Origin of the sequence: Methanoregula sp. (assembly GCF_028679125.1) — an archaeon.
Lineage (GTDB): Archaea > Halobacteriota > Methanomicrobia > Methanomicrobiales > Methanospirillaceae > Methanoregula.
The window spans coordinates 169,807-191,970 of the sequence record NZ_JAJRCG010000001.1 but is presented as its reverse complement, the minus strand read 5'-3'; the positions used below and the strand labels follow the sequence as shown (position 1 = coordinate 191,970).

29 protein-coding genes are annotated in these 22,164 nt (G+C 56.4%); 11 read left to right on the top strand and 18 right to left on the bottom strand.

Annotation, left to right across the window (positions count from 1 at the left end; genetic code table 11):
- From LUQ43_RS01040 to LUQ43_RS01020, 5 genes are all read left to right on the top strand, one after another.
- Positions 1–1,224 carry a type III PLP-dependent enzyme gene (locus tag LUQ43_RS01040; protein WP_299962876.1) on the top strand — a complete coding sequence of 408 codons (1,224 nt, stop codon included), beginning with the start codon at positions 1–3 and terminating at the stop codon, positions 1,222–1,224.
- A 94-nt stretch (positions 1,225–1,318) separates the two neighbouring features.
- On the top strand, positions 1,319–2,428 hold the full coding sequence (locus tag LUQ43_RS01035) for a hypothetical protein (protein ID WP_299962874.1): 1,110 nt from the start codon (positions 1,319–1,321) through the stop codon (positions 2,426–2,428).
- 59 nt (positions 2,429–2,487) lie between these two features.
- Positions 2,488–3,129 (top strand): DJ-1/PfpI family protein, encoded by a 642-nt coding sequence (locus tag LUQ43_RS01030; RefSeq protein WP_299962872.1) that lies wholly within the window; start codon positions 2,488–2,490, stop codon positions 3,127–3,129.
- A gap of 68 nt (positions 3,130–3,197) precedes the next feature.
- On the top strand, positions 3,198–3,446 hold the full coding sequence (locus LUQ43_RS01025) for a hypothetical protein (RefSeq protein WP_299962870.1): 249 nt from the start codon (positions 3,198–3,200) through the stop codon (positions 3,444–3,446).
- 156 nt (positions 3,447–3,602) lie between these two features.
- On the top strand, positions 3,603–5,234 hold the full coding sequence (locus tag LUQ43_RS01020) for a PAS domain S-box protein (RefSeq protein WP_299962868.1): 1,632 nt from the start codon (positions 3,603–3,605) through the stop codon (positions 5,232–5,234).
- A gap of 44 nt (positions 5,235–5,278) precedes the next feature.
- Here LUQ43_RS01020 and LUQ43_RS01015 read toward each other — a convergent pair whose 3' ends face one another.
- The 14 genes from LUQ43_RS01015 to LUQ43_RS00950 all read right to left on the bottom strand — a co-directional run bounded on the left by LUQ43_RS01015 (position 5,279) and on the right by LUQ43_RS00950 (position 13,952).
- A complete protein-coding gene (locus tag LUQ43_RS01015) occupies positions 5,279–5,746 on the bottom strand; it encodes a RidA family protein (protein WP_299962866.1) in 468 nt (155 codons plus the stop codon).
- Between the two features lie 606 nt (positions 5,747–6,352).
- Positions 6,353–7,096 (bottom strand): hypothetical protein, encoded by a 744-nt coding sequence (locus LUQ43_RS01010; protein ID WP_299962864.1) that lies wholly within the window; start codon positions 7,094–7,096, stop codon positions 6,353–6,355.
- 91 nt (positions 7,097–7,187) lie between these two features.
- Positions 7,188–7,379 carry a 50S ribosomal protein L18Ae gene (gene rpl18a / locus LUQ43_RS01005; protein WP_299962862.1) on the bottom strand — a complete coding sequence of 64 codons (192 nt, stop codon included), beginning with the start codon at positions 7,377–7,379 and terminating at the stop codon, positions 7,188–7,190.
- A gap of 7 nt (positions 7,380–7,386) precedes the next feature.
- Positions 7,387–8,049, bottom strand: coding sequence for a translation initiation factor IF-6 (locus LUQ43_RS01000; RefSeq protein ID WP_299962860.1), 663 nt, complete (start codon positions 8,047–8,049; stop codon positions 7,387–7,389).
- The gene (locus tag LUQ43_RS00995; protein WP_299962858.1) at positions 8,050–8,316 is read right to left on the bottom strand and encodes a 50S ribosomal protein L31e; all 267 of its coding nucleotides are present in this window, start codon (positions 8,314–8,316) and stop codon (positions 8,050–8,052) included.
- 3 nt (positions 8,317–8,319) lie between these two features.
- A complete protein-coding gene (locus LUQ43_RS00990) occupies positions 8,320–8,472 on the bottom strand; it encodes a 50S ribosomal protein L39e (protein WP_299962856.1) in 153 nt (50 codons plus the stop codon).
- A 12-nt stretch (positions 8,473–8,484) separates the two neighbouring features.
- The gene (locus LUQ43_RS00985) at positions 8,485–9,075 is read right to left on the bottom strand and encodes an alpha hydrolase (protein ID WP_299962854.1); all 591 of its coding nucleotides are present in this window, start codon (positions 9,073–9,075) and stop codon (positions 8,485–8,487) included.
- Entirely contained in the window at positions 9,075–9,413 is a 339-nt protein-coding gene (locus tag LUQ43_RS00980) for a DNA-binding protein (RefSeq protein ID WP_299962852.1), read from the bottom strand. The genes LUQ43_RS00985 and LUQ43_RS00980 overlap by 1 nt, the downstream gene beginning before the upstream one ends.
- Positions 9,414–9,422: 9 nt before the next feature.
- Complete coding sequence (locus LUQ43_RS00975) at positions 9,423–10,010, bottom strand: 30S ribosomal protein S19e (RefSeq protein WP_299962850.1); 588 nt, start codon at positions 10,008–10,010, stop codon at positions 9,423–9,425.
- Between the two features lie 167 nt (positions 10,011–10,177).
- Positions 10,178–10,717 (bottom strand): YhbY family RNA-binding protein, encoded by a 540-nt coding sequence (locus LUQ43_RS13350; protein WP_363318464.1) that lies wholly within the window; start codon positions 10,715–10,717, stop codon positions 10,178–10,180.
- The gene (locus LUQ43_RS00965; protein WP_299962848.1) at positions 10,698–11,027 is read right to left on the bottom strand and encodes a ribonuclease P protein component 4; all 330 of its coding nucleotides are present in this window, start codon (positions 11,025–11,027) and stop codon (positions 10,698–10,700) included. Before LUQ43_RS00965 ends, LUQ43_RS13350 begins: the two co-directional genes overlap by 20 nt.
- Before the next feature lie 96 nt (positions 11,028–11,123).
- Positions 11,124–11,732, bottom strand: coding sequence for a phosphoribosylglycinamide formyltransferase (gene purN / locus LUQ43_RS00960; protein WP_299962845.1), 609 nt, complete (start codon positions 11,730–11,732; stop codon positions 11,124–11,126).
- A 26-nt stretch (positions 11,733–11,758) separates the two neighbouring features.
- Complete coding sequence (locus LUQ43_RS00955; protein ID WP_299962843.1) at positions 11,759–13,036, bottom strand: hemolysin family protein; 1,278 nt, start codon at positions 13,034–13,036, stop codon at positions 11,759–11,761.
- 94 nt (positions 13,037–13,130) lie between these two features.
- Positions 13,131–13,952: a sugar phosphate isomerase/epimerase family protein gene (locus tag LUQ43_RS00950; RefSeq protein ID WP_299962841.1), complete on the bottom strand. Its 822-nt coding sequence runs from the start codon at positions 13,950–13,952 to the stop codon at positions 13,131–13,133.
- Between the two features lie 42 nt (positions 13,953–13,994).
- Between LUQ43_RS00950 and xseA the strand changes: the two genes are divergently transcribed.
- Both xseA and xseB read left to right on the top strand, forming a co-directional pair.
- The gene (gene xseA / locus LUQ43_RS00945; RefSeq protein WP_299962839.1) at positions 13,995–15,248 is read left to right on the top strand and encodes an exodeoxyribonuclease VII large subunit; all 1,254 of its coding nucleotides are present in this window, start codon (positions 13,995–13,997) and stop codon (positions 15,246–15,248) included.
- Positions 15,232–15,417, top strand: a complete 186-nt coding sequence (gene xseB, locus LUQ43_RS00940; protein ID WP_299962837.1) for an exodeoxyribonuclease VII small subunit — start codon at positions 15,232–15,234, stop codon at positions 15,415–15,417. Before xseA ends, xseB begins: the two co-directional genes overlap by 17 nt.
- On the opposite strand, the gene LUQ43_RS00935 is transcribed toward xseB, so the two are convergent.
- Positions 15,401–15,829, bottom strand: a complete 429-nt coding sequence (locus tag LUQ43_RS00935; RefSeq protein WP_299962835.1) for a DUF371 domain-containing protein — start codon at positions 15,827–15,829, stop codon at positions 15,401–15,403. The two genes, xseB and LUQ43_RS00935, sit on opposite strands and share 17 nt — an antisense overlap.
- A gap of 33 nt (positions 15,830–15,862) precedes the next feature.
- Here LUQ43_RS00935 and LUQ43_RS00930 point away from each other — a divergent pair, with 33 nt between their 5' ends.
- Positions 15,863–16,438 carry an HVO_0476 family zinc finger protein gene (locus LUQ43_RS00930; protein ID WP_299962833.1) on the top strand — a complete coding sequence of 192 codons (576 nt, stop codon included), beginning with the start codon at positions 15,863–15,865 and terminating at the stop codon, positions 16,436–16,438.
- Positions 16,439–16,703: 265 nt separating this feature from the next.
- Here the strand turns inward: LUQ43_RS00930 and LUQ43_RS00925 are convergent, their stop codons facing one another.
- Positions 16,704–17,399: a hypothetical protein gene (locus tag LUQ43_RS00925; protein ID WP_299962831.1), complete on the bottom strand. Its 696-nt coding sequence runs from the start codon at positions 17,397–17,399 to the stop codon at positions 16,704–16,706.
- Positions 17,400–17,705: 306 nt separating this feature from the next.
- On the opposite strand from LUQ43_RS00925, the gene LUQ43_RS00920 reads away from it, so the two are divergent.
- Complete coding sequence (locus LUQ43_RS00920; RefSeq protein WP_299962829.1) at positions 17,706–18,491, top strand: CBS domain-containing protein; 786 nt, start codon at positions 17,706–17,708, stop codon at positions 18,489–18,491.
- A 93-nt stretch (positions 18,492–18,584) separates the two neighbouring features.
- Here the strand turns inward: LUQ43_RS00920 and LUQ43_RS00915 are convergent, their stop codons facing one another.
- The gene (locus tag LUQ43_RS00915; RefSeq protein ID WP_299962827.1) at positions 18,585–19,763 is read right to left on the bottom strand and encodes an NDP-sugar synthase; all 1,179 of its coding nucleotides are present in this window, start codon (positions 19,761–19,763) and stop codon (positions 18,585–18,587) included.
- A gap of 118 nt (positions 19,764–19,881) precedes the next feature.
- Between LUQ43_RS00915 and LUQ43_RS00910 the strand changes: the two genes are divergently transcribed.
- Complete coding sequence (locus tag LUQ43_RS00910; protein ID WP_299962825.1) at positions 19,882–20,148, top strand: hypothetical protein; 267 nt, start codon at positions 19,882–19,884, stop codon at positions 20,146–20,148.
- 14 nt (positions 20,149–20,162) lie between these two features.
- Here LUQ43_RS00910 and LUQ43_RS00905 read toward each other — a convergent pair whose 3' ends face one another.
- Entirely contained in the window at positions 20,163–21,605 is a 1,443-nt protein-coding gene (locus tag LUQ43_RS00905) for a cobyric acid synthase (protein ID WP_299962823.1), read from the bottom strand.
- Positions 21,606–21,775: 170 nt separating this feature from the next.
- Between LUQ43_RS00905 and yciH the strand changes: the two genes are divergently transcribed.
- Positions 21,776–22,081, top strand: coding sequence for a stress response translation initiation inhibitor YciH (gene yciH / locus LUQ43_RS00900; RefSeq protein ID WP_299962821.1), 306 nt, complete (start codon positions 21,776–21,778; stop codon positions 22,079–22,081).
- Positions 22,082–22,164: the final 83 nt, after the last annotated feature.

Here is a 22,164-nt window from a genome sequence, read left to right as displayed (position 1 = left end):
ATGACAAAAGTCGCGGTTGATAACAAGAAGAGACGGAAGAAAAAGGAGACCGAAGAGGTCCCCACTCCCGTTCACCATATCGGGCACAGCGGGAAGAGACACCTGCTGGACCTTGCTGCAGAGCACGGCACCCCTATTTTTGTGATCGATCATGAGAAGATCCGGCAGAATTACCGGGAATTCCACAAGCACCTGCCCAACGTGCAGATCTATTTTGCGGTCAAGGCCAACTCCAATGCCGAGATCGTCAAAACCCTGTACGACATCGGATCCAGTTTCGATGTGGCGTCAATGCCCGAGTTCATGATCGTGCACGAGAACTTCAAGCACCTGCCCAAGAAAGAGCAGCAGGAGTTCATCTGGGACAAGATCATCTATGCCAACACCATCAAGCCGATCGATACCCTGAATGCGCTGGACAAGTACAAACCGCTCGTTACATTCGATAACCACTTCGAGATCCTGAAGATCCGCGACCATGCACCCCATGCAGGACTCGTCCTCCGGCTCCGCGTCCCGAACACGGGCTCCATGGTGGAACTCTCCAGCAAGTTCGGCGCCCACCCCGGCGAGGCCGTAGACCTGATCGTCGAGGCATTCGAGAACGGCCTGGTTGTCGAGGGCCTGAGCTTCCATGTCGGAAGCCAGTGCACCAACTTCGAGAACTACATGCAGGCGCTCCAGATCTCGGCCAGTATCATCAAGGAAGTGGAAGACCGGACCGGCCGGAAGATCCGCATCCTCGATATCGGCGGGGGTTTCCCGGTGAAGTACCACCCCGGCATCCGGTCCATCCGGACGCTTGCACGGAAACTGAACGCCGAGATAAAGCGGCTCTTCCCGAGCGATATGCAGATCCTTGCCGAACCGGGCCGGTTCCTGGTTGCCAACACCTGCACGCTCGTTGCAAAGGTGGTAGGGAAGGCAATCCGCGACGGCAAGCCCTGCTACTACATCAACGACGGTGTCTACCACACGTACTCCGGGCAGGTCTTCGATCATGTCAATTACCCGGTCCTTGCGTTCAAGAAAGGCGAGACCCAGATCTCCGCAGTGTTCGGGCCGACCTGCGATGCGTTTGACACGATCACCCTTTCGGCCGAGCTGCCCGATCTCGATATCGGCGACCTCGTGTATTCGGAGAATATCGGGGCATACTCCCATGCCTCGTCCACGTACTTCAACGGCTTCCCGCCGGCAAAAGTCGTGCACATCAATAAATAATGTTCTTCATTTTTCCGGACTCTTTTTGGATCGGTTTTTCTCCCCGCCCCACGATGCTACCAAATAGTTGGAATGCACAATAACCGGACCAGTTATGAAAAGCAGCATCCTTCTCCTGATATCCGGTCTTGTTGTCATCCTCATCCTGGCCGCAGGTTGTACCGAAACCTCCCCGACTTCATCAGATTCTTCTGGTGCGTCTCCCGCAGCCAGTACCGGTGCGGGAGGCATCACGGTGACGGTCAACCCGATGGATTTCGTCCTTACCTCCACGTACGTCCAGCTCCCGAACCTTGACATCACCTTCATCGATTTCACGATCACGAATCCCACAGACACCGCTAAGACGGTCATCGTGGAATCGGAGATCCCCGGCTATACGGAAAAGTCGATCAGTACGGTTGAAGTCCCTGCCCACGGGAACATCACGGTCGGGCAGACCCCTTCCCTCCGCACCAGTGCAATTCCCGTAGAGAGGACATCCGCATCGCTCCACTACAAGGTCGCCCTCGCTGACGGGACACGCATTACCGAACAGAGCGATACCGTCACGATCTACCCGAAGGACACGATGATCTGGGGAGTCGAAGAAGACGGCGAATGGATCGACATGACCCCGTACGTTGCCGCGTGGGTAACCCCCCATGAACCGGCAATCGATACACTCGTGCGCAAGGCTGCCGAGCACCACCCGGAGAAGGCAATGACGGGATACCAGTGCGGGGACAGCTGCACGGATACCGAGTGGGTTGCAGACACGAATGCACAGGTGAAAGCGATCTACATGGCACTCAAAGAAGATTACCAGCTCACGTACATCAACTCGCCCACGGCGTTTGGAAAAGGGAACGTGAACCCCCAGCGGGTCCGGTTGCCAAAAGAGTCCCTGTCTTCAAAATCCGCCAATTGTATCGATGGCGCAGTGCTGTATGCATCGGCCCTTGAATCGATCGGCATGCATCCACACATCATCACGACACCGAGCCACGCGTTCACCTGCTATGATTCGAAGCCTGACGACTCCGGCCGGCTCATCTGTCTCGAGACCACGATGACCTCGGGGGACTGGACGTTCGAACAGGCGCTGGAAGAAGGGACTGAGAAGTACCAGACCGAGATCTCCAACGGGAATTTCAAAACCAATGCATCACAGGATCTCTCCATCACCGATCTGAGAACAGAAGGCATCCTGCCGATGCAGTAGCGGGACACTTTCACTTCCCATTCCAAACTTTTTTTCTGTCGGGAGACGACAGGATAACCATGAGAACGATGTACGTTTACATTCAGGACACGCTCGCCGACTGGGAACCGGGCCATGTCCTTGCCGAACTCCACTCGGGGCGGTTCTTAAAAGACCCGGCCTTACGATACGATACCGTGCTGTGCGGCCGGACCATGGATACGATCACGACAATGGGTGGCCTGCACCTGACACCCGATGAACTGATCGCTGATATCAGGCCCGATGCAGGCGACTTACTCCTCCTGCCGGGAGCAACCACGTGGCTCGATCCGGCACAGGCACCAGTCCTTGCAAAGGCCCGTGATGTGCTTGCGGGCGACGCGGTGGTGGCTGCGATCTGCGGGGCAACATTCGGTCTTGGAAACGCCGGCCTGCTGGACAACCGCCCGCACACGAGCAACGACCTCGCTGCCCTGAAGAATTTCTGCCCGGGGTATCATGGCGAGCACTTCTACGTGAACGAACCTGCGGTTGCTGATCGCAACCTCGTCACGGCATGCGGGGCGGCGCCGGTCGAGTTCGCGTACCAGGTCTTCAAAAGACTTGGCGTTATGCTTCCGGCTACCCTTGAGGCATGGTACGGGGTCTATACCACCAAAAAACCGGAATATTTCTATGCTCTGATGCAGTCCCTTCCCCAGCCTCCCGCTCCCAGGTAACCGGAAAACCCGGGAATACTTTTATCTCCCCAGCAGGATATCAGTCTCATGTTGGGAGGGAGAAGACGATGATAACCATGATTGGAAGGGTATCCCACTACTACCCGAGAGTTGGTGTTGCCGCGATCGTCCTTTCGGACCACATTGCCAGGGGCGACCGGATCCGCATCCATGGACCGCATGATGACCTCTACCAGACGGTGACCTCGATGGAGTACGACCACAATCCTATCGAGGAGGCCGACCCGGGACAGGACATCGGCATTCTCGTGAACGAACGGGTCCACGAAGGGGACCTGGTGTGTAAGGAGAGCTGATCGTCCAAAACCAGGTAATTTTTCCCTTTTTTCGCACCATGGCAACCTGAAATCATAATCCAGGACTCCTGCCATTTGTATTTCCCCGGGGCTCCAGAACATTTTTGTAGATCGGCGGTATTGTTCTATCTATCATGAACTCCGGAGTGCCTTCTCGTGATCTCTGTCCTGTACGTGGATGATGAACAGGGACTCCTTGATATCGGAAAGATCTTTTTGGAAGAGACCGGTGACTTCAGGGTAGACCTGATGGAGTCGGCGACTGCCGCCCTCGAACATTTAAAAACCCACCGGTACGATGCCATCATCTCCGATTACCAGATGCCTGACATGGACGGGCTGGCTTTCCTGCGTGAGGTACGAAAAGAGTACGGGAATATCCCGTTCATCCTTTTTACCGGGCGCGGGAGGGAAGACGTTGTCATCCTTGCCCTCAACAACGGGGCGGATTTCTATATCCAGAAAGGCGGGGCACCAAAGCCCCAGTTTGCCGAGCTGGCGCACAAGGTCCGGCTCTCGGTGCAGCGGCGGCAGGCAGTCGTGGCACTTGCAGAGAGCGAACGAAGATACCGCGACGTGGTCGAGACCCAGACCGAATTCATCTGCCGCTTCCTGCCGGATGGGACTCATGTCTTTGTCAACGAAGCCTATTGCCGGTATTTCGGGAAGCAGCGGGAGGAGATTGTCGGGCACCGGTTTGTCCCGGGCACCCTGCCGGAAGACCGGGAACTGATACACCGGCATATCCGATCGCTGAGCAGGGAACACCCGGTTGCCGAGATCGAACACCGGGTCATCCTGCCCGACGGCCAGATCCGCTGGCAGTGGTGGAGCGACCGGGCCATCTTTGACGACCAGGGCAGGGTTGCCGAGTACCAGTCGGCAGGAAAAGATATCACCGACCGGAAGACCGCCGAAGAGGCTCTCAAAGTGTCGGAGGACCTGTACCGGACGATCTTCAACACAACGGGCGCCGCCACGATCATCACAGCCCACAACACCACGATCCTGCTCGCCAATGCCGGGTGGGAGACACTGACGGGTGTTGTGCGGGAACAGCAGGAGAACCGGATGAGCTGGACGGTCTTCATCGATCCCGATGACGTGGAGAGACTGAAGCAGTACCACTATGCACGGAGGAACGATCCGTCGTCGGCTCCCGGTGTGTACGAATGCCGGATGATCGGCGGTGATACCTCTGTACGCTACTGCATCGTGAACGTCCGCATGATCCCGGGCACTACCAACAGCGTGGTATCCCTCGTGGACATCACCGCCCGGAGAAAGGCCGAGGATGAACTGAGGGCAACGTACGAGCAGCTGACCGCAACGGAAGAGGAACTGCGGGCACAGTATGAGGAACTGGACCACAGCCAGAAGAAGATACAGGAGAGCGAGCGAAACTACCGCTCTATCATCGAGAACCTCCAGGACGCATTTTACCGGACGGATAAGGAAGGCAATATTATTCTCGTCAGCCCGTCCTTTGTCAGGGCGATGGGATATGATTCCATTGACGAAATCATCGGGAAAAATGTTGCCGGATCGTTTTATTACCATCCATCGGACCGGGACGAATTCTTCAGACAGATCTCTGCATCCAGGGAACTGAAAGGATATCGTCTTGCCCTGAAGAAACGTGACGGCTCAAAGATGGAAGTGACGGCAACAAGCCACATTTATTATGACGAGATGGACCGGCCTGCGGGAGTTGAAGGGCTGCTTCATATCCTTGAAGAGAATGAGATGAGATGCGGGCCGACGGATTCACCCGAAGGCACTGCATAACATAAGCAACCGGGGCATTGCCTGAGTGCACAGGCGAATGAGGCCTACCGCTTCTGCGCCACCATCTCGATCTCGACTACCCCCCCTTTGGGAAGACCGGCAACCTGCACCGTGGAGCGTGCCGGCCAGGTATCGTTGAAATACGTGCCATAGACCTGGTTCACCGTGGTAAAATCACTCATGCTGGTGAGATAGATCCGCGTCTGGACCACATCGGAGAACGAGAGCCCGGAAGCACTGAGGACGGCGTGGAGGTTCTCCATGGCCCGGACGGTCTGTTCCTGTGCGCCTCCGGCAGTCAGGTTGCCGGTTGCAGGATCCAGGCCGATCTGGCCGGACAGGTACACGTAATCGCCGGACTCGATGGCCTGGCTGTACGGCCCGATGGGTTCCGGTGCATTCTTTGAAAAGACCGCCTGCTTTGCCGGGTGTACTGCCGGGGGAGTGAGATACGTGGTATATACTGCGCCGAGGAATACCCCGCAGGCAAAGATCAGCACAAGGAGTAGCATCTTCTTATGGATTGTGTTCAGGATCGCACCTACCGTATAGTGTGAGAAGAGTACGCGGAGTTCACGATATACATGTCGGAATCCTGCTGCTGATTGGGGGGAGGGGGGTCTCTGCCATACCCCCCCGCCCGTTTGATTTTATTTTGTGCAGACCCCCCCTGCATGGGGGTGGGGGGGTATCCGGGAGACCCCTCCCCCCAGTTAGCCGGATCATACCCCCTCCGATCATTTTTGAGTAAGCACATGGAAGAGGTATCTCACCGGAGACACCATTCCGGAAGGGGGCCCGGAACGTGTGCAATAGATGTGCAATACCATTTTTGAGGAGGGGGGTGTCCCGCATACCCCCCCTCCATTATTTTTTCAAATCGCGGAGACCCCCCCACCCACATTATTATTGGAAGGGGGGGTACCCCCCAATCTTCAGGAAAGATCGCAGCACCGATCCTTTTTTTAAAAACCTCATCCGGCCGTGACACTCTGACGACACCATGCCACACCACCCGGGTCCGGGCAGCAGGAACAACGCTGATATGCTCATGTTGGGGGGAGGGGGGGTCTCCGGCATACCCCCCTCCCGATTGGATTTTTGGGAGGGATGATCCCCTACTTCACGATTACACTCGCCTTCTCATCGAACGGGTTCTGCCGCATCGCGAGGCTGAACAGGTACGGGTAATGGTTCTTCAGGTACTCCATGTACTTCAGCCATTCCGGCACGAGACGCGAATACACCCGTTCCATATCACCCCTGAGATGGGCGATATCGGTCGGGGGCAGGTTCGCAAGATCGCTCCGGGCTTTCAGTTCTTCAGCAAAATGCGTGACGGCAAAGATCAGTTCCGTGAACGACTCGTGCTCAAAGACCATCGGGTTCTCGACAATGCTGATGAGGAAATCCTCGTTGTTGAGCAGGAACCCCTGTAAGGATTCGAGGTCGGCGCGGGCAGGATCGATGGTGCACTTCGACCCGTCAAGACCTGCCCGGACCGTGCGGAACCGGTCGGCAGTCCAGTCTGCACCTGCTGCCATCTCCTTCTGGAGCCGGGAGACACACGGGTCCGCATTCGCGAGCCGGGCAATGAGCGGGGTGCCGAACCGGGAGAAGAAGATCCCGATCACCATGTTCAGCTTCTCCATCCGCTGCTGCTTCTCCCGCGATTCCAGCATCTCATCGATGATCAGCGTCACGCAGAGCACCTCGATCGGGACAAAGACCAGGTCCCCGAGGAAGTACATGAACAGGTGGTTGGGATCCCGGTAGATCAGGAGATGGATTGTCATCAGGAACAGCGTGACCGTTACGAGCGCAAGAGCCACGAGCAGTTTCCAGCGGGTTTCTTCCTTCATGGGGAGATATCCGGCACGGTATGGGATAAAAACACCGATGAGAACAACGCACGGATAGACTGTTTTGAAGTCGTGAGAAAAGAGAAAAAAATTACTCGGCTTTCACAGCCTTGACGCCGTCTATCTTGATGTAGCGCCGCTTCAGGTTGTGCTTGCTGCCGATGACGGCAAAGGTGCGCTCCTGCGCCTGCCGCTCGTTGGGTGCCTCGATCACTTTCGTGTAGGGCATCCAGTTCTCGCCCATCAGGAATGTGCCTTTCACTTCAAACTTCTGATCTGCCATAATTCATTCACTCCAGAAAACCAAATACATCCTCAATCCTGCCCAGTTCAAACCCGCTCGTGGCATTGCCCGTGAGATACCCTTTCTCGTTAACGAGAAGACCGGTTCCCACGAGACCGCTGCCCATGTTGATCGAGCCTGTTCCGACCGGAATCTTCGCCACCGACTCGATCTGTTCGATCTGACGGTCTGTTGCACGCGGGTGCACGATGATACCCTTGTTCGTGGCAACGCCTGCCATGCCGACGGTCTTGACGCCGCCGAGCACGAGAGGGAAGATCTCGACCTTAAGGAACTCGCCGATCACGTTCATCAGGTCAGCGGGCATGTCCGGGTGGACTGCGGCAAAGGTATCGTTTGCCATGATCACGTTGCCCGCGGCGTTCATCGATTCATTGAGCAGCATAACCTCGCGGTACTCCGCCAGGAGGGCAATCTCCTCTTTCGTGGCAAGCCCCGAGACCACGGCACCACGGCTGTTGCCGGCAACGAGCGAACCGATGATGGCACTGCCCTGGATCGTGGTCTCGATAAGCGTTACATCGAGCGCTTCTTTTACTGCTGCCCTGAAATCCTCCGGTGATTCCGGGGGAATAATCGCGATATCCCCGAGCACCCGGGCAAAAACCCCGATGTTCGGATCGCCGTCGAACGTGATCGTCCTTTGCATCTACGATTCCGGTGCAAGTTCTGCCTGAACCTGCCCGTCCTCCATCTTCATGGCACGGACACGGATCTTTGATGGCGGCTTGGAGCTGCCCCGTGACCATACCTTCTCGTTGATTGCCTGGTCGAGCTTGACATCTTCGCTCTTCATGTGCTTGGCCAGGTACTTCCTGATATCCTTGATCGCACCATTACTCCGCTTCCAGCGGGGCATGCGGCGGGCATCCCTGAGAGGGATTACATAGACATGCTCTTCCATCTTGTCTGCCATTGATTACACCTTCAGCGTGCTCTTGCGCCAGTTCCGCCGTCTCGGGTGCGAAACAACCGCCCTCTTGGTCCTGACCATAACCCACTGGGGCACGCGCCGGTTCTGGTCGCATGCCTTCGCAAGCCGGATTTTCCTGCCTTTGCTTAGTTTGCTCATTTCCGTTCACCTTTAATTAACTTTCCTGCCGACCACAAGCGACTGCTCGTGATGTTGCGGGAACAGGGTTGTGTAATCGAGCCCGCGGGCCCGGAACGCATCCCGGATCTCGGATTCGTAATCGCCGTTCTCGATGGTACCGGTCTCGCCGTACTGGACGACGAGGAGCTGATCCACCAGCCGGTCGACTTCGCGCCTGGGAACACCGAGCAGGGGTCGCACGTACGAACTCCCTGTCCGGCTCATCAGGCTCTGGACCGCCTCGCGGGAGAGCATCGGGACCCGGTCATCAAACCGTGTGCCGTCCCCGACCACGTCATACTCTCCTGCGAGCGATTCCACGGCCGACTTGTGCACGAAGTTGATGGCATCATTCGGATACCCCTTCTCCACGACCAGGTCGACCATTTTGTTCAGCATCCCTTCCTCGAATACTCGTTTTTTTATGGGATATCCCAGCGCGTCTGCCGCAGCCTCAACCGAGGGGATTAGGCGGTCCTGGTCGAACACGAACGTGTTGAGTTCGACCTGGTAATACGTACCCAGCAGGATTGCTGCAAGGGAACTGTCCTTACCGCCGCTGTAAAGCACTCCGGCTTTCATTATTTCCTTGTTATGGAGTAATCCCGTTTGGCTGGCGCGAGCTGCCTGAGCAGCTCCTTGAGCTGTGCATCGGTGATCTTCTTCTGCAACCGTCCGCTCTGTGCGAGCTGGATGAGCTGCTGCTCGACCGCGCCGGCGAAATCCGGCTTGGTGAGCTTGATGGTATTCAGCCGTTCTCTCGCATCCGGCTCGAGAACCTGCATGAGTATCATCTGGATCTGTTGTTTCTGACGCTGCTGGCGTTCGAGCTCTTCCTGCATACCCTGTTGATCGCCAGCCTGCTGTTGCAGCTGTGCCATCCTGCGTCTGCGGATTTCGTTAAGCTCGTCGTCACCCATGCTGTTACCTCACTGGGGGGCTTCAGTCTTTTCGGCTTTCTTCTTTCCCGGTTTCTTCTCGGCCTTTGCACCGTCGGCGCCTTCTGCTGCCGGTTCCTTTGCGCTCTTCTTCTTGCCCTTGCCGTCGGCCTTCTTGGCCTCTTCGACAACCGGCTTGACACGCTTCGGGACAGGTGCTGGCGGGCTCTTTAGGACTTCCAGCGAGAGGTTGTCCAGGAACTTCATTCCTTCAGGAGAAACCCGGCGACCGGTCTTGTCGTGGATGACGAGACCTGCTGCTTCGAGCTGCTGGACAGACTTGCGCAGGATAGACCCGCTGCCCTTGCGGAACTTGTTGGGTCTTGACCCACGGTTCTTGTTACCGCCGTAAAAACTCCGCATCCTCTCGACACCCATCGGGCCGTCGACATAGACGCGTCTCAACACTGCTGCTACCCGTATGAACCACCAGTCGGGATCTTCCGGCGGCATCTCTTTGTGCACACCGGTTTTAGCGAAGGCTGCCCAGGCGGGAGGGACGATCTCCTTCCGTTTCTTGAGCTCCTCGGCGACCCTCCGGATGATGTGGTCAGCGGGGACATCGTATACTGTTGTCATTCTACTACCTCACTGTTGAATAATGAAATAACAGTCTTATGTTATTTGTGAGGATGGTTCTTATATATTTCCAAGGGCAGAAGCCCTGACGGATCGGAGAAAAAAAGGTACGGGACGGGGGAGATCGCGCAGATGTGTTCCTGCGGACGGTCACCGTGATACCAGACTCACTTTCGTCCCCGCTGCATGGTACCGGTCTGGCGCCGTTTTACCGTTGCAGTCTCTTTTGCCGGCGTTTTCGCGGAGGATCGGGCCGGGGATCTGCCAGAAGTCCGGGGGGATGATCCGGAGGGAGATCGGGCCGGGGATGTGGCCGCAGATCGGGTAGGTTCCCTGGTGGAGACCCGTGACCGTGATTTTGCCGGAGCCTTTGCCCTGGATCGATCCAGGGCGGTTACCGAAGCCCGGGCGGTTGCCTTGGCGGTGGCTTTTGCGGGAGATTTCGCGGGCTTTGACGGAGTCCCCGGTGCCCGGCTCTTGTCTGCCAGGACCATCGTCCTGCCCCGCACTTCGACCAGCTTCGCTTTTGCCTGCGCTGCTATCGCCTCCGGGTCAACCTCCGTGTTCTGGAGCCACTTGACCTTGATTATTTTACGTTTCTTGAGCTGGGATGCGATCTCTTCGATCATCGTTTCCGTACTTCCCTGCTTGCCGATCCAGACGGTCGGCTTCAGATCCTGCATTGAGTTATTGTTCGGTTCCGCCATCAGGTCTCACCACGCGGTATCGCGTCTTTTTGTTGCAGGTGCGGCAGGTGACCACGACATTCCCCCGGTGTACCCGCACCCGCATATTGTTGCCCGGGACGAGAAACGCGTAACAGTGGTGGCAGTACTGCCGACGGAGTTCCCGGTCGATCCGGACACGCTGGCGCATTGCGATCTTCCGGGCAAGTTCCACGTAACGGTTGCTCCGTTCCGGGTGCTCGGCGAATGCCCCCTGTGCCTGCACGAAGAGTTCGCTTATGCGCTCCTTTGCGATCTTCTTTGTTGCCGGGTTCCTCGATCTCTCTTTCATAATCCGTGATATGGCTCCCGGTTCTGGTACACTATCAGCGTCCCGGATAATAATCTTCGGGTTCGCCCGGGACCAGGAACGGTTCAGGGTGAATACTTACTTCCGCACCCGGACGGTTCTGCCTGCGATCTCCAGCCGGTCTTCGCAGAAGAGCCGGACCGCTTCGGGGAACGCAGTATGTTCCTGTTCAAGGATGCGATCGGCAAGGGTATCCTCGTCATCGCCATCCAGGACCGGGACGCACTTCTGGAGGATGATGGGGCCGCAGTCAAGGCTCTCGTCAACGAAGTGCACCGTGCACCCCGCAACCTTCACGCCATGGAGTATGGCCTGGCGCTGGGCATGGAGGCCGGTGAAACTCGGGAGAAGGGCCGGGTGGATGTTCACCATCTTCCCCGGGAACGCCCGCACCACCTCGTTTCCCAGGATACGCATGTACCCGGCAAGGACGTAGAGATCCGCCCGTGCTTCCTGCATAGCAGCAAGCAGGGCACGCTCGTACGCTTCACGCGAGGGAAATGATCTGAAATCGATGACCTTTACCGGGATGCCGGCTTTTTCTGCCCGTTCTATTGCATAGGCCGTCGGGTTGTCCGTGATGAGTGCAACGCAGGTTGCGGGGATCGTTCCCGCACCAATGGCATCAATAATAGCCTGGAAGTTCGAACCCCTTCCCGATGCGAGGACTGCAATGCGTTTTTTCATACCCGTACCTCTCAGATAATGATGGATCAGGCCAGACCCGAACCGTTCGTGTTCTCTGCCCGGACAACGATCTTCACCTTCACGATGCGCCGCCCGTGCATCTGCATGACAACGAGCGTTACCCTGCCCTCATCGATCTCCACTTTCTCGCCCGGGTGCTGAGGGAGGTGCCCGAGCCGGTCGATAACTAGTCCTCCTACGGTCTCGTAGGATTCATCGGTCGGGAGGTTAAGATGCATCTGCTCGTTGATGTCCTCGACCCACATCTGGGCATCGACAACAGAGACACCGGGGGAGAGTTCCTGGACATCAGGCTCTTCCTTGTCGAACTCATCCATGATATCCCCGACAAGTTCCTCCAGGATGTCCTCGACCGTCGCGATCCCGACGAAACTGCCGTACTCATCGATGATGATCGCCATCTGGACCCGGTGGACCTGGAGTTCCTTTAACAGGTCATCGATCTTCTTGGTCTCGGGCACGAACATCGGGTCATACATGACCTCCTTGATAGTCGATGATTTGCGGTGCGAGACCATGGCGGCGAAGACATCCTTGACGTTCAGGATGCCGTTGATATTGTCGATGCGGTCGTGGTAGACGGGGATCCGCGAGAAACCCGTCTCGTTGAAGATCCGGATCGCCTCCTCGAACGTCAGGGTGTCCTCCATGAGGATCGCGTCGACCCGGGGCGTCATGATCTCTCTGACGGGGGTGTCGCCGAACTCGAGCACCGAGTAGAGCATGTCCTGCTCGCCCTGCTCGATCGTGCCCTCTTCCTTGCCGACATCGATCCACTCCTTGATCTCCTCTTCCGTGACCGCGGGCTCGGAGACCTCCTTGCCGATACCAAATGTCGGGCTAACCTTCTCCACAAGCCAGATGACCGGGCTTAACACCCGGGAGAGGACGAGGACCACCGGCGCGACCGTCAGGGCAAACGAGTCTGTTGCCCGTGCGGCATAGATCTTGGGACCGATCTCGCCGAAAACCAGGAGCACGATCACCACAAATCCCGTGGCAATGCCGACACCGAGGTCGCCGAACATCCGGATCGCCGCTGCCGTGGCAATTGACGCCGCAGCGATATTGACAATATTGTTACCGACAAGGATCGTGATCAGGAGATGTTCCGGCGATTCCTTGAGGGCTGCCACAGCCTGCGCACCGGGTTTTCCCTCGTTGACAAGCGTCCGTGCCTTGGCACGGGTCATAGCAACGAGAGCCACTTCCGAACTGGAGAAAAACGCGGAGAGCAGGACACAGATGATGAAGAGAAGGATTTCCAGGGCGTCCAGAATCATTGGGTTTCACAACGTGCGGGTGCACGCATATCTCTCCCGCATACCGCGGGAATTTCATACCTATATTCGGGAGCAAATTTAATAAAACCAGCGATTAGTCCATGCATTCGTGCATGAAGGCGCAGTCCTGTGCGAGCAGGGCAATCTTCTCATCGGCCGAGTAGGGCCGGCCGAAGTTCAGGTCCTCAATCTCGAGGGTGAGGCTGCCGGTATAACCAGCGTCCGCAAGAGAACGCATGACGTCTGCCATAACCGGGCTTTTTGCAAGCGGGAGGTGCAGGGTCTTTTTCTCGACCCTGCTGATATGCACGTTCGCAAGACGGTCATGGCAGAGCTCGATATACCGGATCGGCTCTTCTTCGGATTTCGCAAGGGCATGGGAGACGTCGAGCGTGAAGAAGAGCCACGGTTCATCATCAAGGAGTTCCCGCATCCGCTCCGGAGTGCAGAGCAGGGAGTTGACCGCAGGCTCCATGTTCTCCATGCAGACCCGGATAGAGTCGCGCATCGCCGCCTCGCGGAGGACGCTGATATAGTGACGGAAACGGACAAAGTCCGCCTCGCCCGGGGGGCGTTTTGCTGTTCTCCTTCCCGGGTGGACCGTAAAGACGCCCGCACCCATCTGACCGGCGATCTCCAGCGACCTGACGGCATATTCCACCGAGACATCGGCCACAGCAGGATTAATGGAACAGGGGTTGAGGTCGAGGATCGGTGTGTGTACGGTGAAGGTTGTCAGTTCCGGGTGCTCTCTCCGGCAGGCAACCACCTCGTCCATGGGCATATCCCGGAGCCAGAAATGGGGAGTCTCCAGCCAGAATTCCAGCCCGTTGAGTCCTGACCGGGAGACAAACGAGAAGATCTCGGGAAGCGTGTACTCGTGGAAGAACATGCTGGCGACGGAGAACGACACCATGGTAGTACTACTTGATATGCGGTTTTAGCCTAATAGTTGTTGATGGACTGGTTCAATACCCCCGAGGAACCTGCTGCCGCCGGTGCAAGTGCGCCCCTGCTCGTCTCGGAGCTCTCGGCAGTCATTGCCGGGCTCCTCGACGACTCCCGGTTGCAGGATATCCGGGTCCGGGGCGAGGTGACCAACTACAAGCACCATAGCCGGGGACACCGGTACTTCTCGCTCTCGGAGAAGGGCGGGGGATCCACTGCTGCGGTGATCAAGTGCGTGATGTGGAGGTCTGATGCAGACCGGCTCGCGTTCACACCGGAGGAAGGGATGGAGGTGGTGGTCTCCGGGTCTGTGGTGGTATATGCTCCCCACGGCGCCTACCAGTTCCAGGTTAAGAGTATGGAGAAAGCCGGCCTTGGCGAGAAATACCTGCTCGTTGAGAAGTGGAAGAAGGACCTTGACGCACGGGGCCTGTTTGCACAGGAGCGGAAACGGCAGCTCCCCGCATTTCCCGCACGGATCGGTGTGGTTACTTCAGAAACAGGTGCCGTGATCCATGATATCCGGAACGTGATCGGGCGGCGGTATCCGGTGGAGATCGTCATCTCGCCTACGGCCGTGCAGGGCGAGACGGCGCACCACGAGATCGCGGCGGCAATTGAGCGCCTTGCCGGGCTTGTGGATGTCGTGATCGTGGCCCGGGGCGGGGGAAGCTTCGAGGACCTCTTCCCGTTCAACCACCCGGAGGTCGTTATGGCGATCGCTGCCTGCCCGGTACCGGTTGTCAGCGCCATCGGCCACGAGGTGGATGTCACGCTCGCCGATCTTGCTGCGGATATGCGGGCGCCGACACCATCGGCTGCTGCCGAGCTTGTCGTGCCGGACCGGAACATCCTGCGCTCGCAGCTTGCGGAACTGCGATGCCGGATGAGTGATGCCCTGATCGAGAGGGTTGCATGGGTAAAAGAGGAGATCACCGGCCTCCGCGACCGGCTCCGGCCCCAACGGTTCCTCCGGAAACTGGACGAGCGGAAGACGGATGCAGCCGATCTTGCCGAACGGCTCGAACGGGGATTTTCCACCCGGCTCGAACGCGAGCGCCTCCTCCTTGCGGGGATGAGAAACGCGCTGGAAGGGAGAAGCCCCCGTGCGCTCCTGGCCAGGGGATATTGTGTGGTGGAGAAAGAGGGCGCGGTCGTGCGGGGGGTTGCGGGCATTACCCCGGGGGATCGCATGAAGATACAGTTTTATGACGGGAGCAGTCTCGTGAACGTGGAGCGTGTGGATCATGACGGAAACATATGAGACAACGATCGAACAGCTGAAGAAGATCATCGAGAAGATCGAGGACGGGAATACAAGCCTTGACGAGAGCATGAAACTCTACGAGCAGGGTGCGGCCCTCGTGAAGCAGTGCGAGAGCATGCTCGCCGAAGCGGAAGTAAAGATTACCACGCTCAGCCGGGACAGGTAACCGCCAGGGTCACAAGCATCTCTTTTCCCAGGACAAGGTTCCGTATAAGATCGCGTGGGAGCGTTCCTGCAACCGAATCCGAGAGGATTCCGATCGTGCGCCCGCAGACAAACGTGCTCCTGCGCCAGACCATATCTGTCGGGTGGTCAAGGGTCATCTGCGCAGAGCCCCGGGACGTGATCTCCGCGACAATCCCTCCGCATTCCAGCCGGGTCCGCAGGATCGCATCATCATGGGCCAGCGCCTTTCTGAATTCCGGTGAGAGCCCGGCACAGCCCTTGTCCGCGGCAATCCCGATGATACAATTCCCGTTTTCGGTCAGGTGATCCTCGCAGGTCACCTCAAAGGTTGTCGGGTGCGTGCCAAGGACCAGCGGGTGTCCCCGGCACCGGATGATCTCCTGTGCCTCCATGCTTTATCATGTGAGGGTTGCCATTGATATTCAATGTTTATCACCGCCAACTGCCCCGAATGCAACGATGAGACCGAGCATGAGGTACTTGCGGATTCCCGCGATATGCTCGTCCGGTGCACCACCTGCGGTCATCACCGGCGTCTCCCGAAAGAGAAAGAGCCCCAGGCGCTCATGATCAAGGCAATCGTATCCCGCGAAGGTGCCTCAAAAGTCTGTGGGATCGAACTTGCAGAAGAAGATGAATGCTTTGTCGACGACCACCTTGTTGCCGAGTGCGGCGATGATGCCTTCGGTGTCGAAGTAACCTCTATCGAGTGCGGCGACAAGCGGGTGACGCGGGCAAAGGCCCCCGACATCACAACGCTCTGGACCCGTACAATCGAGAATGTCGTGGTCAAGGTCTCCATCCACGATGGCCGTAAGACAATCCCGGTGTACATGGAATGCGACGGTGAACAGCCGTTTGTTGTCAACGAGATGTACGTGGCATCAGGGAAACGGTTCCGGATCTCGCACCTCAAACTCCGTGACGGCCCGCTCATGCGAAAAGAGGGGTGGAAGACGGTAGCCCATCGCATCAAGCGGATCTACGGGGTCCGATTATAATCTTTTAGGCGAATACTGCCCAAATTGGACCACTCTTATTAACTGCTCCTTTTCTCCACGGGCAAGCACTAGATGGAAGCGGTTGTTTTCAGACGGTACTATATATATTACACTTTTACTCACATCGATTTCTCGATGGTAATACCGGTTTATCGCCACCACGGTATTGAGGAGCCCGGGTCCAAGCCGCTCATCGCCTGTCTTGAAAAAGGATACAAAGAGCAATGAACAGGAAACCCGTCCTGGCAATAAAAAAAGATATGGTTTAGGAATTACTTGCTGTGAATGATTTGAGGGTGATTTCTGCATAGGGATAGCCGAACTCCACGACAACACCGTTCGTGTTTATCCGGGTCACATCCCCGAGACGGAGATAACTGACCGCAGTCGAGTTGGTTGCAGTTGCATTCTGGGTCTCAGAAACACCCATCACAAGGGAGTCGCCTATTGAAAGCGAGCTCATGTTCACATGAACCTGCGCAAGATCTTCCGGTGAGAACAGCGCACTCATTGTACTGTTGGTCGATAATGGAATCTTCTTGATCTCACCTGTCCGCATGCCGACAACCCCGCTGCTGATCGCATTGTATTCAGGGTTATAGAGCGCGAATTGCTGCACGCTGCCAGTGTTGGTAGAATAGACATCAACCGGGTAGATTGCCTGTTTTATGGACTGGTTGGCAGTCAGGCTGATATCTTTGCCATACATGATCGCCTGCCCGGCGCCCGCATTCTTTTCATACAGCGTCTCATCGGTTGTCAGGAACGGCATGCCGGATGCATCATAAATGGTGTATTCAAGCACTACTGAATCCCCGGCTTTGACCGGTGCAATTCCGGTGATCCAGTGCGTACCCATGGAAGAGATCACCATGACAAAGACAAACAATACCGCAGCTGCAACAAAGAGAATCTTCTTCCACTTGTTTTGTGCTGCCTCTTTCTTCTTCTTTTCACCCATATTTAACGATCCTCCTTATAACTTCGTGACCACTTGCTATAAACTATTCCGATTTACAGCGTGACAGCATGGGCAGTATAGAAAACAGATATAACAAATTGATACTATCCTGGAGTAACTCATCGGTATTCCGATGGGCACAAGGCAAAAGCCGGTTTCAAGAACGGTGTTCCTGAGGTGACCCTGAACAAGTCAAAAGATGCAGACAGGCCCCGTATCTCTATCGAATAGCGGGAAGTGTCTGCCACTCACTTTTTTTGAACCGTACCGATGTTTTAAAGTGCAGGGCGCTGTAAAGCTGTACTGATGGACAAGAAGAAGGTCAAAGATTACATGACCTATGATGTCGTCAGTGTCGATCTTGCCGGTACTGCAAAGGACGTCATCGACCGGATCCAGAAGACCAATCACGATGGTTTCCCGGTGGTCAGCGGCAGCAGGGTTGTCGGGTATATATCCGCCCGCGACCTGCTCTTCGTCCAGCCGTCCACCCCGGTTGAACAGGTGATGTCGGCAAACCTCATTGTTGCCGACCCGGAGATGGATATCAACGATGCAGCACGCGTCATCTTCAGGAGCGGCATCCAGAAACTGCCGGTGGTTGACGAGAAGAACAACCTTCTGGGCATCATCTCCAACTCTGACGTTATCCGGTCACAGATAGAACATGTGTCCCCGGAAAAAGTCTTCAATTTTATCACAACGCTCAAGAAGTTGTACAATGTGGACCCTACCCTTGACCGGGGTATCGTGCCGGTCAAGGATCTCCTGCCAACCCAGTCGAAGATTTACGAGGACGAACTGGAAGGCCGGGTATACGAGATCAAGAAGGGACTGGCCGAACCGATCATTGTCGTGAAACGCCCCGGCCGCACGATCCTTGTCGATGGCCATCACCGGGCCATGGCAGCAAAGAAACTCGGGATCACGGCACTGGATGCGTATATTATTACCATCAGGGAGGATATCGAACTGGGTCTTGAGCGCACCGCACTGGCCATGAACTTAAAAACCCTTGACGATGTGCAGGTACTCGACTACGCCCGACACCCGCTCGTTGCAATAACGCACCGGCTTGTCAAGAGAGACTGAGTTCAGTTTTTCTTTTTTGGCAGAATGCCTTTTTGTTGACGGGACTCTCCCGGTTGCCCGGCAAAATCAAAAAACAGAGGATATCAGAGGTTATTACGATCCATCATACCGCAGGTCGAACTTCTCGTTCAGTACGTGCTCTTTGACAATGGTTCCTTCGGGTATGACAACCTCCGGCCAGAGCCGGGTCTTGGAATGGACAACCACATGGTTCCGCATGACGACCCGGGGGCCGATCACCGTATCGTTCTCAATGCTGCAGTGCTCCCCGATATGGGTGTCGTTGTCCATGATACTGCCGGAGACCGTGCTGTTCGCCCCGATAACCACCCGGTTATAGAGCGAGGATGAGAAGATCTTCACATTACTCCGGATGATGCATTTCTCCCCGATGCTCGTATAGGGTCCGATCAGTACATTGTCCCCGATAGTCGTACCGGGCCCGATCGCCACCGGCCCGATGACCCGGGTATTCTTGCCAAGGGTGATTGACCCGCCCAGCTGGACGGGGCCCTGCACCTGTGCGCCATGCATCGAGAGATCGCCGATGATGTCGGTGAACTCAATGTCCTGGAGTTTCCACCGCTCCGCATGCCGCAGGGAGTGCGGGCTCCCGACATCCGTCCAGTTCCCCCGGGCAAGCCAGCCTTTCAGGGAGTGGCCTTCTTCCATAAGACGGGGGAAGAGATCCCGGGCAAAATCATACTTGATTCCTTCAGGGATATAGTCGAAAACCTCAGGGCTGCAGACGTACATGCCGGTGCTGGCAAGGTTGGAGAAGATCTCACCGGGAGAGGGTTTCTCCTTGAAACGCTTGATCTCGTACCCGACATCGATCTCCGCAATACCGTATTCCCCGGGGTCATCAATGGAGATGAGACCAATGCTCACCGTGGCCTTCTCCTTCTGGTGTGCCCGGTAGAACTCCAGTAAATTCAGATCGGTGACATGGTCACCGCCAACGATAAGGAAGTCCTGACCATCGAGGTATTCCTGTGCATTCTTCACACTGCCGGCCGTTCCGAGCTTGCACTTCTCATGGACATAGGTGATCTCGGCGCCAAAGAGCGAGCCGTCGCCCAGCGCCTCCTCGATCGCATCCCCCATATAGCCGAGTGTGAGCACCACTTCCCGGAACCCGAGATTCGTCAGGTGTGCAACAAGGTGCTGGATGGAAGGTCGGTTGACAATAGGGATACAGGGCTTGGGCCGTTCGAAGGTGAGGGGGCGAAGACGGGTGCCTTCTCCCCCGCACATGATACACACCTTCATACAGTAGGTTTCGTCCGGGTACCGTTTAAGGCTGATGTTTTCAAAGGGTACGGTCCCGGTTCTCCGGTTTTATATGGTCGCGGGAAGAATACATCGTACCGTTCCGGAAGTGTGCATCATGACCGATGAAGATTACCGTATTTTACCGTCAAGCCAGGGAAAAGTCCCGTGCCTTCCCGACAAGAAAGAACCGCTGGAGAACTGCGGGTTCTGCATCCACAGCAGGGAGTTCCGGGTTGGCGCAAAGTGGGTGAAGTCCCCCTCACTTGCCTATTGCACGAAATGCCGGGTGACCGAGCGGGTGGATTATGCAAAAGCCGATGCCGTGAAGTGTGCTGACCGGCAGGGCGGGGGATTTCACAGCATCACCAATCTCATCAGTTGATCACAGCACCGGCGTTATTCCCGGACCAGCGCCACGATTGCATCCATATCCACATGCTGCTCGAACAGATCGGCGAGCGTCTCGTACGGGTCGGCAGCCGTTTCCGGGATCGGGATAAAGGGCAGCCCTCTTTTCCGGTGCAGGAACGAGAGCAGCGCATTTGCTGCTGAAACGTTCTGGAAGAGCCCGTGCAGGTACGTACCAAACACCAGGCCATCGTCGCTGACCCTGCCATCCCCGTGCAGGGCTTCCCGGCTGCTTCCCGGTTCGGTAACGCCCATGTGGATCTCGTAGCCGGATACCTCCCCCATGGCGGAGAGAATGGGAGAGACATCGCAGGCTTTCCGCGTCACCTGCGTTGTGTTCTTGTCATAGGAAGCAAAGTGTGTGACACAATCCAGCAGTCCCAGGCCGGGGTACGTGCCGGCAACAGACTCGAACCCGGCATCGATCAGGGTGGTTCCGAGCATCTGGTACCCGCCGCAGATGCCGATAACAGGAATGCCTAGCGCCCGTACCCGGCGGATCTCGCTGTCCGTGCCATGCCTGACAAGATCGTTGAGATCTTCGATGGTATTCTTCGTCCCGGGGATGATCACGCAGTCAAACCCGGTAAGGGACGCACCCGGCGCAACATACTCCACGGAAACATACTGTTCGAGAAGCTCGAAGTCCGTGAAATTGGCAATCCTCGGGAGCCGGATCACGGCGATCCTGACGCTGGCTGACCCGGTTTTCTTGTCGCCGATCGAGAGCGAATCCTCGCTTGGCAACGGGAGAGAGAAATACGGTACAACACCCAGCACCGGGACACCACAGAGATCTTCGATCATCGTGATCCCTGATGCAAAGATGGACGGATCCCCCCTGAACTTGTTGATAATGATCCCCCGGACCAGCGGGCGGATCTCATCGGGAAGGAGCTTGATTGTCCCGTACACCTGCGCAAAAACACCGCCCCGCTCAATATCCGCTACCAGGATGAGCGGGATTTTGAGCCGCCGGGCTGGCAGGGTGTTTGCAATATCCCGGTCATAGAGGTTCAGCTCCGCGGCCCCGCCGGCGCCCTCGACCACTACCTGACCGTATTCATCCTTCAGCCTGTCATAGGCCGCAAGCGCCTGCTCCAGCAGTTCGGGGGTCTCCTTGTAATACTCGGTGATCCTGACATCCCTGTACGGCTTCCCGTTCAGGATAACCTGCGAGACGCAGTCTCCCTTCGGTTTGAGGAGGATCGGGTTCATATCCGTGTGGGGACTCACCCGTGCCGCAGCCGCCTGCATTGCCTGTGCCATGCCGATCTCCCCTCCATCCGGAGTTACGAACGAGTTCAGGCTCATGTTCTGGGACTTGAACGGGGCAACCGGGATCCCGCGGCGGACAAGACACCGACAGATGGCAGCCACCGTCACGCTCTTTCCCACATGGGATGATGTTCCCACCACAAACAATGACATATCGTTGGTATAACATCGTGTCCCGGATCATAAAAACAGGTATACTCCGGACCGGATCCTGATCGAAATTCCGTGTACAGCCAGAAATGCCCTCCGATTCAGGAAAAAAAACACATTTTCCGCCAGACAATGCCAAGACATAAATAAAGTGAGACGTAAAAATACATGCAATGATTGGTGGGATTTGCCCGACGTGTGGTCTACCTAAGGAACTGTGTATCTGTGAGGAGGTAGCAAAGGAACAGCAGAGGATCAATGTCAAAGTCAATAAACGCCGGTACGGGAAAGAAGTGACCGTTATCGAGGGACTTGATCCAACTGATATCGATCTTGAAGATCTTTCAAAATTCATGAAAAGCAAACTTGCCTGCGGTGGAACCGTAAAAGGTAATTCCATTGAGCTGCAGGGCAACCACCGGGAACGGGTCAAGGAACTCCTTACCCTCAAAGGTTACAACATGGAAAATATTTCCTGATCAGACGGATATTTTCTTTTTTTCAATTTCCTGCGAGATTTACGTAATTCCGTACTCTTTTTGGAGCAGACGCGGTAAAAAAA

Bases quoted from the DNA above. Each gene is read 5' to 3' on its own strand.
- LUQ43_RS01025 (WP_299962870.1), top strand. From the start codon at position 3,198: ATGATAACCATGATTGGAAGGGTATCCCACTACTACCCGAGAGTTGGT.
- LUQ43_RS00920 (WP_299962829.1), top strand. From the start codon at position 17,706: ATGGACAAGAAGAAGGTCAAAGATTACATGACCTATGATGTCGTCAGT.
- LUQ43_RS00910 (WP_299962825.1), top strand. From the start codon at position 19,882: ATGACCGATGAAGATTACCGTATTTTACCGTCAAGCCAGGGAAAAGTC.
- LUQ43_RS00995 (WP_299962858.1), bottom strand. From the start codon at position 8,316: ATGGCAGACAAGATGGAAGAGCATGTCTATGTAATCCCTCTCAGGGAT.
- LUQ43_RS00975 (WP_299962850.1), bottom strand. From the start codon at position 10,010: ATGACAACAGTATACGATGTCCCCGCTGACCACATCATCCGGAGGGTC.
- LUQ43_RS01010 (WP_299962864.1), bottom strand. From the start codon at position 7,096: ATGAAGGAAGAAACCCGCTGGAAACTGCTCGTGGCTCTTGCGCTCGTA.
- LUQ43_RS00985 (WP_299962854.1), bottom strand. From the start codon at position 9,075: ATGAAAGCCGGAGTGCTTTACAGCGGCGGTAAGGACAGTTCCCTTGCA.
- LUQ43_RS00905 (WP_299962823.1), bottom strand. From the start codon at position 21,605: ATGTCATTGTTTGTGGTGGGAACATCATCCCATGTGGGAAAGAGCGTG.
- LUQ43_RS01000 (WP_299962860.1), bottom strand. From the start codon at position 8,049: ATGCAAAGGACGATCACGTTCGACGGCGATCCGAACATCGGGGTTTTT.
- LUQ43_RS01015 (WP_299962866.1), bottom strand. From the start codon at position 5,746: ATGCTACTCCTTGTGCTGATCTTTGCCTGCGGGGTATTCCTCGGCGCA.
- LUQ43_RS13350 (WP_363318464.1), bottom strand. From the start codon at position 10,717: ATGGCGGAACCGAACAATAACTCAATGCAGGATCTGAAGCCGACCGTC.
- LUQ43_RS00980 (WP_299962852.1), bottom strand. From the start codon at position 9,413: ATGGGTGACGACGAGCTTAACGAAATCCGCAGACGCAGGATGGCACAG.
- purN (WP_299962845.1), bottom strand. From the start codon at position 11,732: ATGAAAAAACGCATTGCAGTCCTCGCATCGGGAAGGGGTTCGAACTTC.
- LUQ43_RS00915 (WP_299962827.1), bottom strand. From the start codon at position 19,763: ATGAAGGTGTGTATCATGTGCGGGGGAGAAGGCACCCGTCTTCGCCCC.
- LUQ43_RS00950 (WP_299962841.1), bottom strand. From the start codon at position 13,952: ATGGTGTCGTTCTCCGTCGCCAGCATGTTCTTCCACGAGTACACGCTT.
- xseA (WP_299962839.1), top strand. From the start codon at position 13,995: ATGGACTGGTTCAATACCCCCGAGGAACCTGCTGCCGCCGGTGCAAGT.
- rpl18a (WP_299962862.1), bottom strand. From the start codon at position 7,379: ATGGCAGATCAGAAGTTTGAAGTGAAAGGCACATTCCTGATGGGCGAG.
- LUQ43_RS00990 (WP_299962856.1), bottom strand. From the start codon at position 8,472: ATGAGCAAACTAAGCAAAGGCAGGAAAATCCGGCTTGCGAAGGCATGC.
- LUQ43_RS00935 (WP_299962835.1), bottom strand. From the start codon at position 15,829: ATGGAGGCACAGGAGATCATCCGGTGCCGGGGACACCCGCTGGTCCTT.
- LUQ43_RS01040 (WP_299962876.1), top strand. From the start codon at position 1: ATGACAAAAGTCGCGGTTGATAACAAGAAGAGACGGAAGAAAAAGGAG.
- yciH (WP_299962821.1), top strand. From the start codon at position 21,776: ATGATTGGTGGGATTTGCCCGACGTGTGGTCTACCTAAGGAACTGTGT.
- LUQ43_RS00930 (WP_299962833.1), top strand. From the start codon at position 15,863: ATGTTTATCACCGCCAACTGCCCCGAATGCAACGATGAGACCGAGCAT.
- LUQ43_RS01035 (WP_299962874.1), top strand. From the start codon at position 1,319: ATGAAAAGCAGCATCCTTCTCCTGATATCCGGTCTTGTTGTCATCCTC.
- LUQ43_RS01030 (WP_299962872.1), top strand. From the start codon at position 2,488: ATGAGAACGATGTACGTTTACATTCAGGACACGCTCGCCGACTGGGAA.
- LUQ43_RS00955 (WP_299962843.1), bottom strand. From the start codon at position 13,036: ATGATTCTGGACGCCCTGGAAATCCTTCTCTTCATCATCTGTGTCCTG.
- xseB (WP_299962837.1), top strand. From the start codon at position 15,232: ATGACGGAAACATATGAGACAACGATCGAACAGCTGAAGAAGATCATC.
- LUQ43_RS00925 (WP_299962831.1), bottom strand. From the start codon at position 17,399: ATGGGTGAAAAGAAGAAGAAAGAGGCAGCACAAAACAAGTGGAAGAAG.
- LUQ43_RS00965 (WP_299962848.1), bottom strand. From the start codon at position 11,027: ATGAAAGAGAGATCGAGGAACCCGGCAACAAAGAAGATCGCAAAGGAG.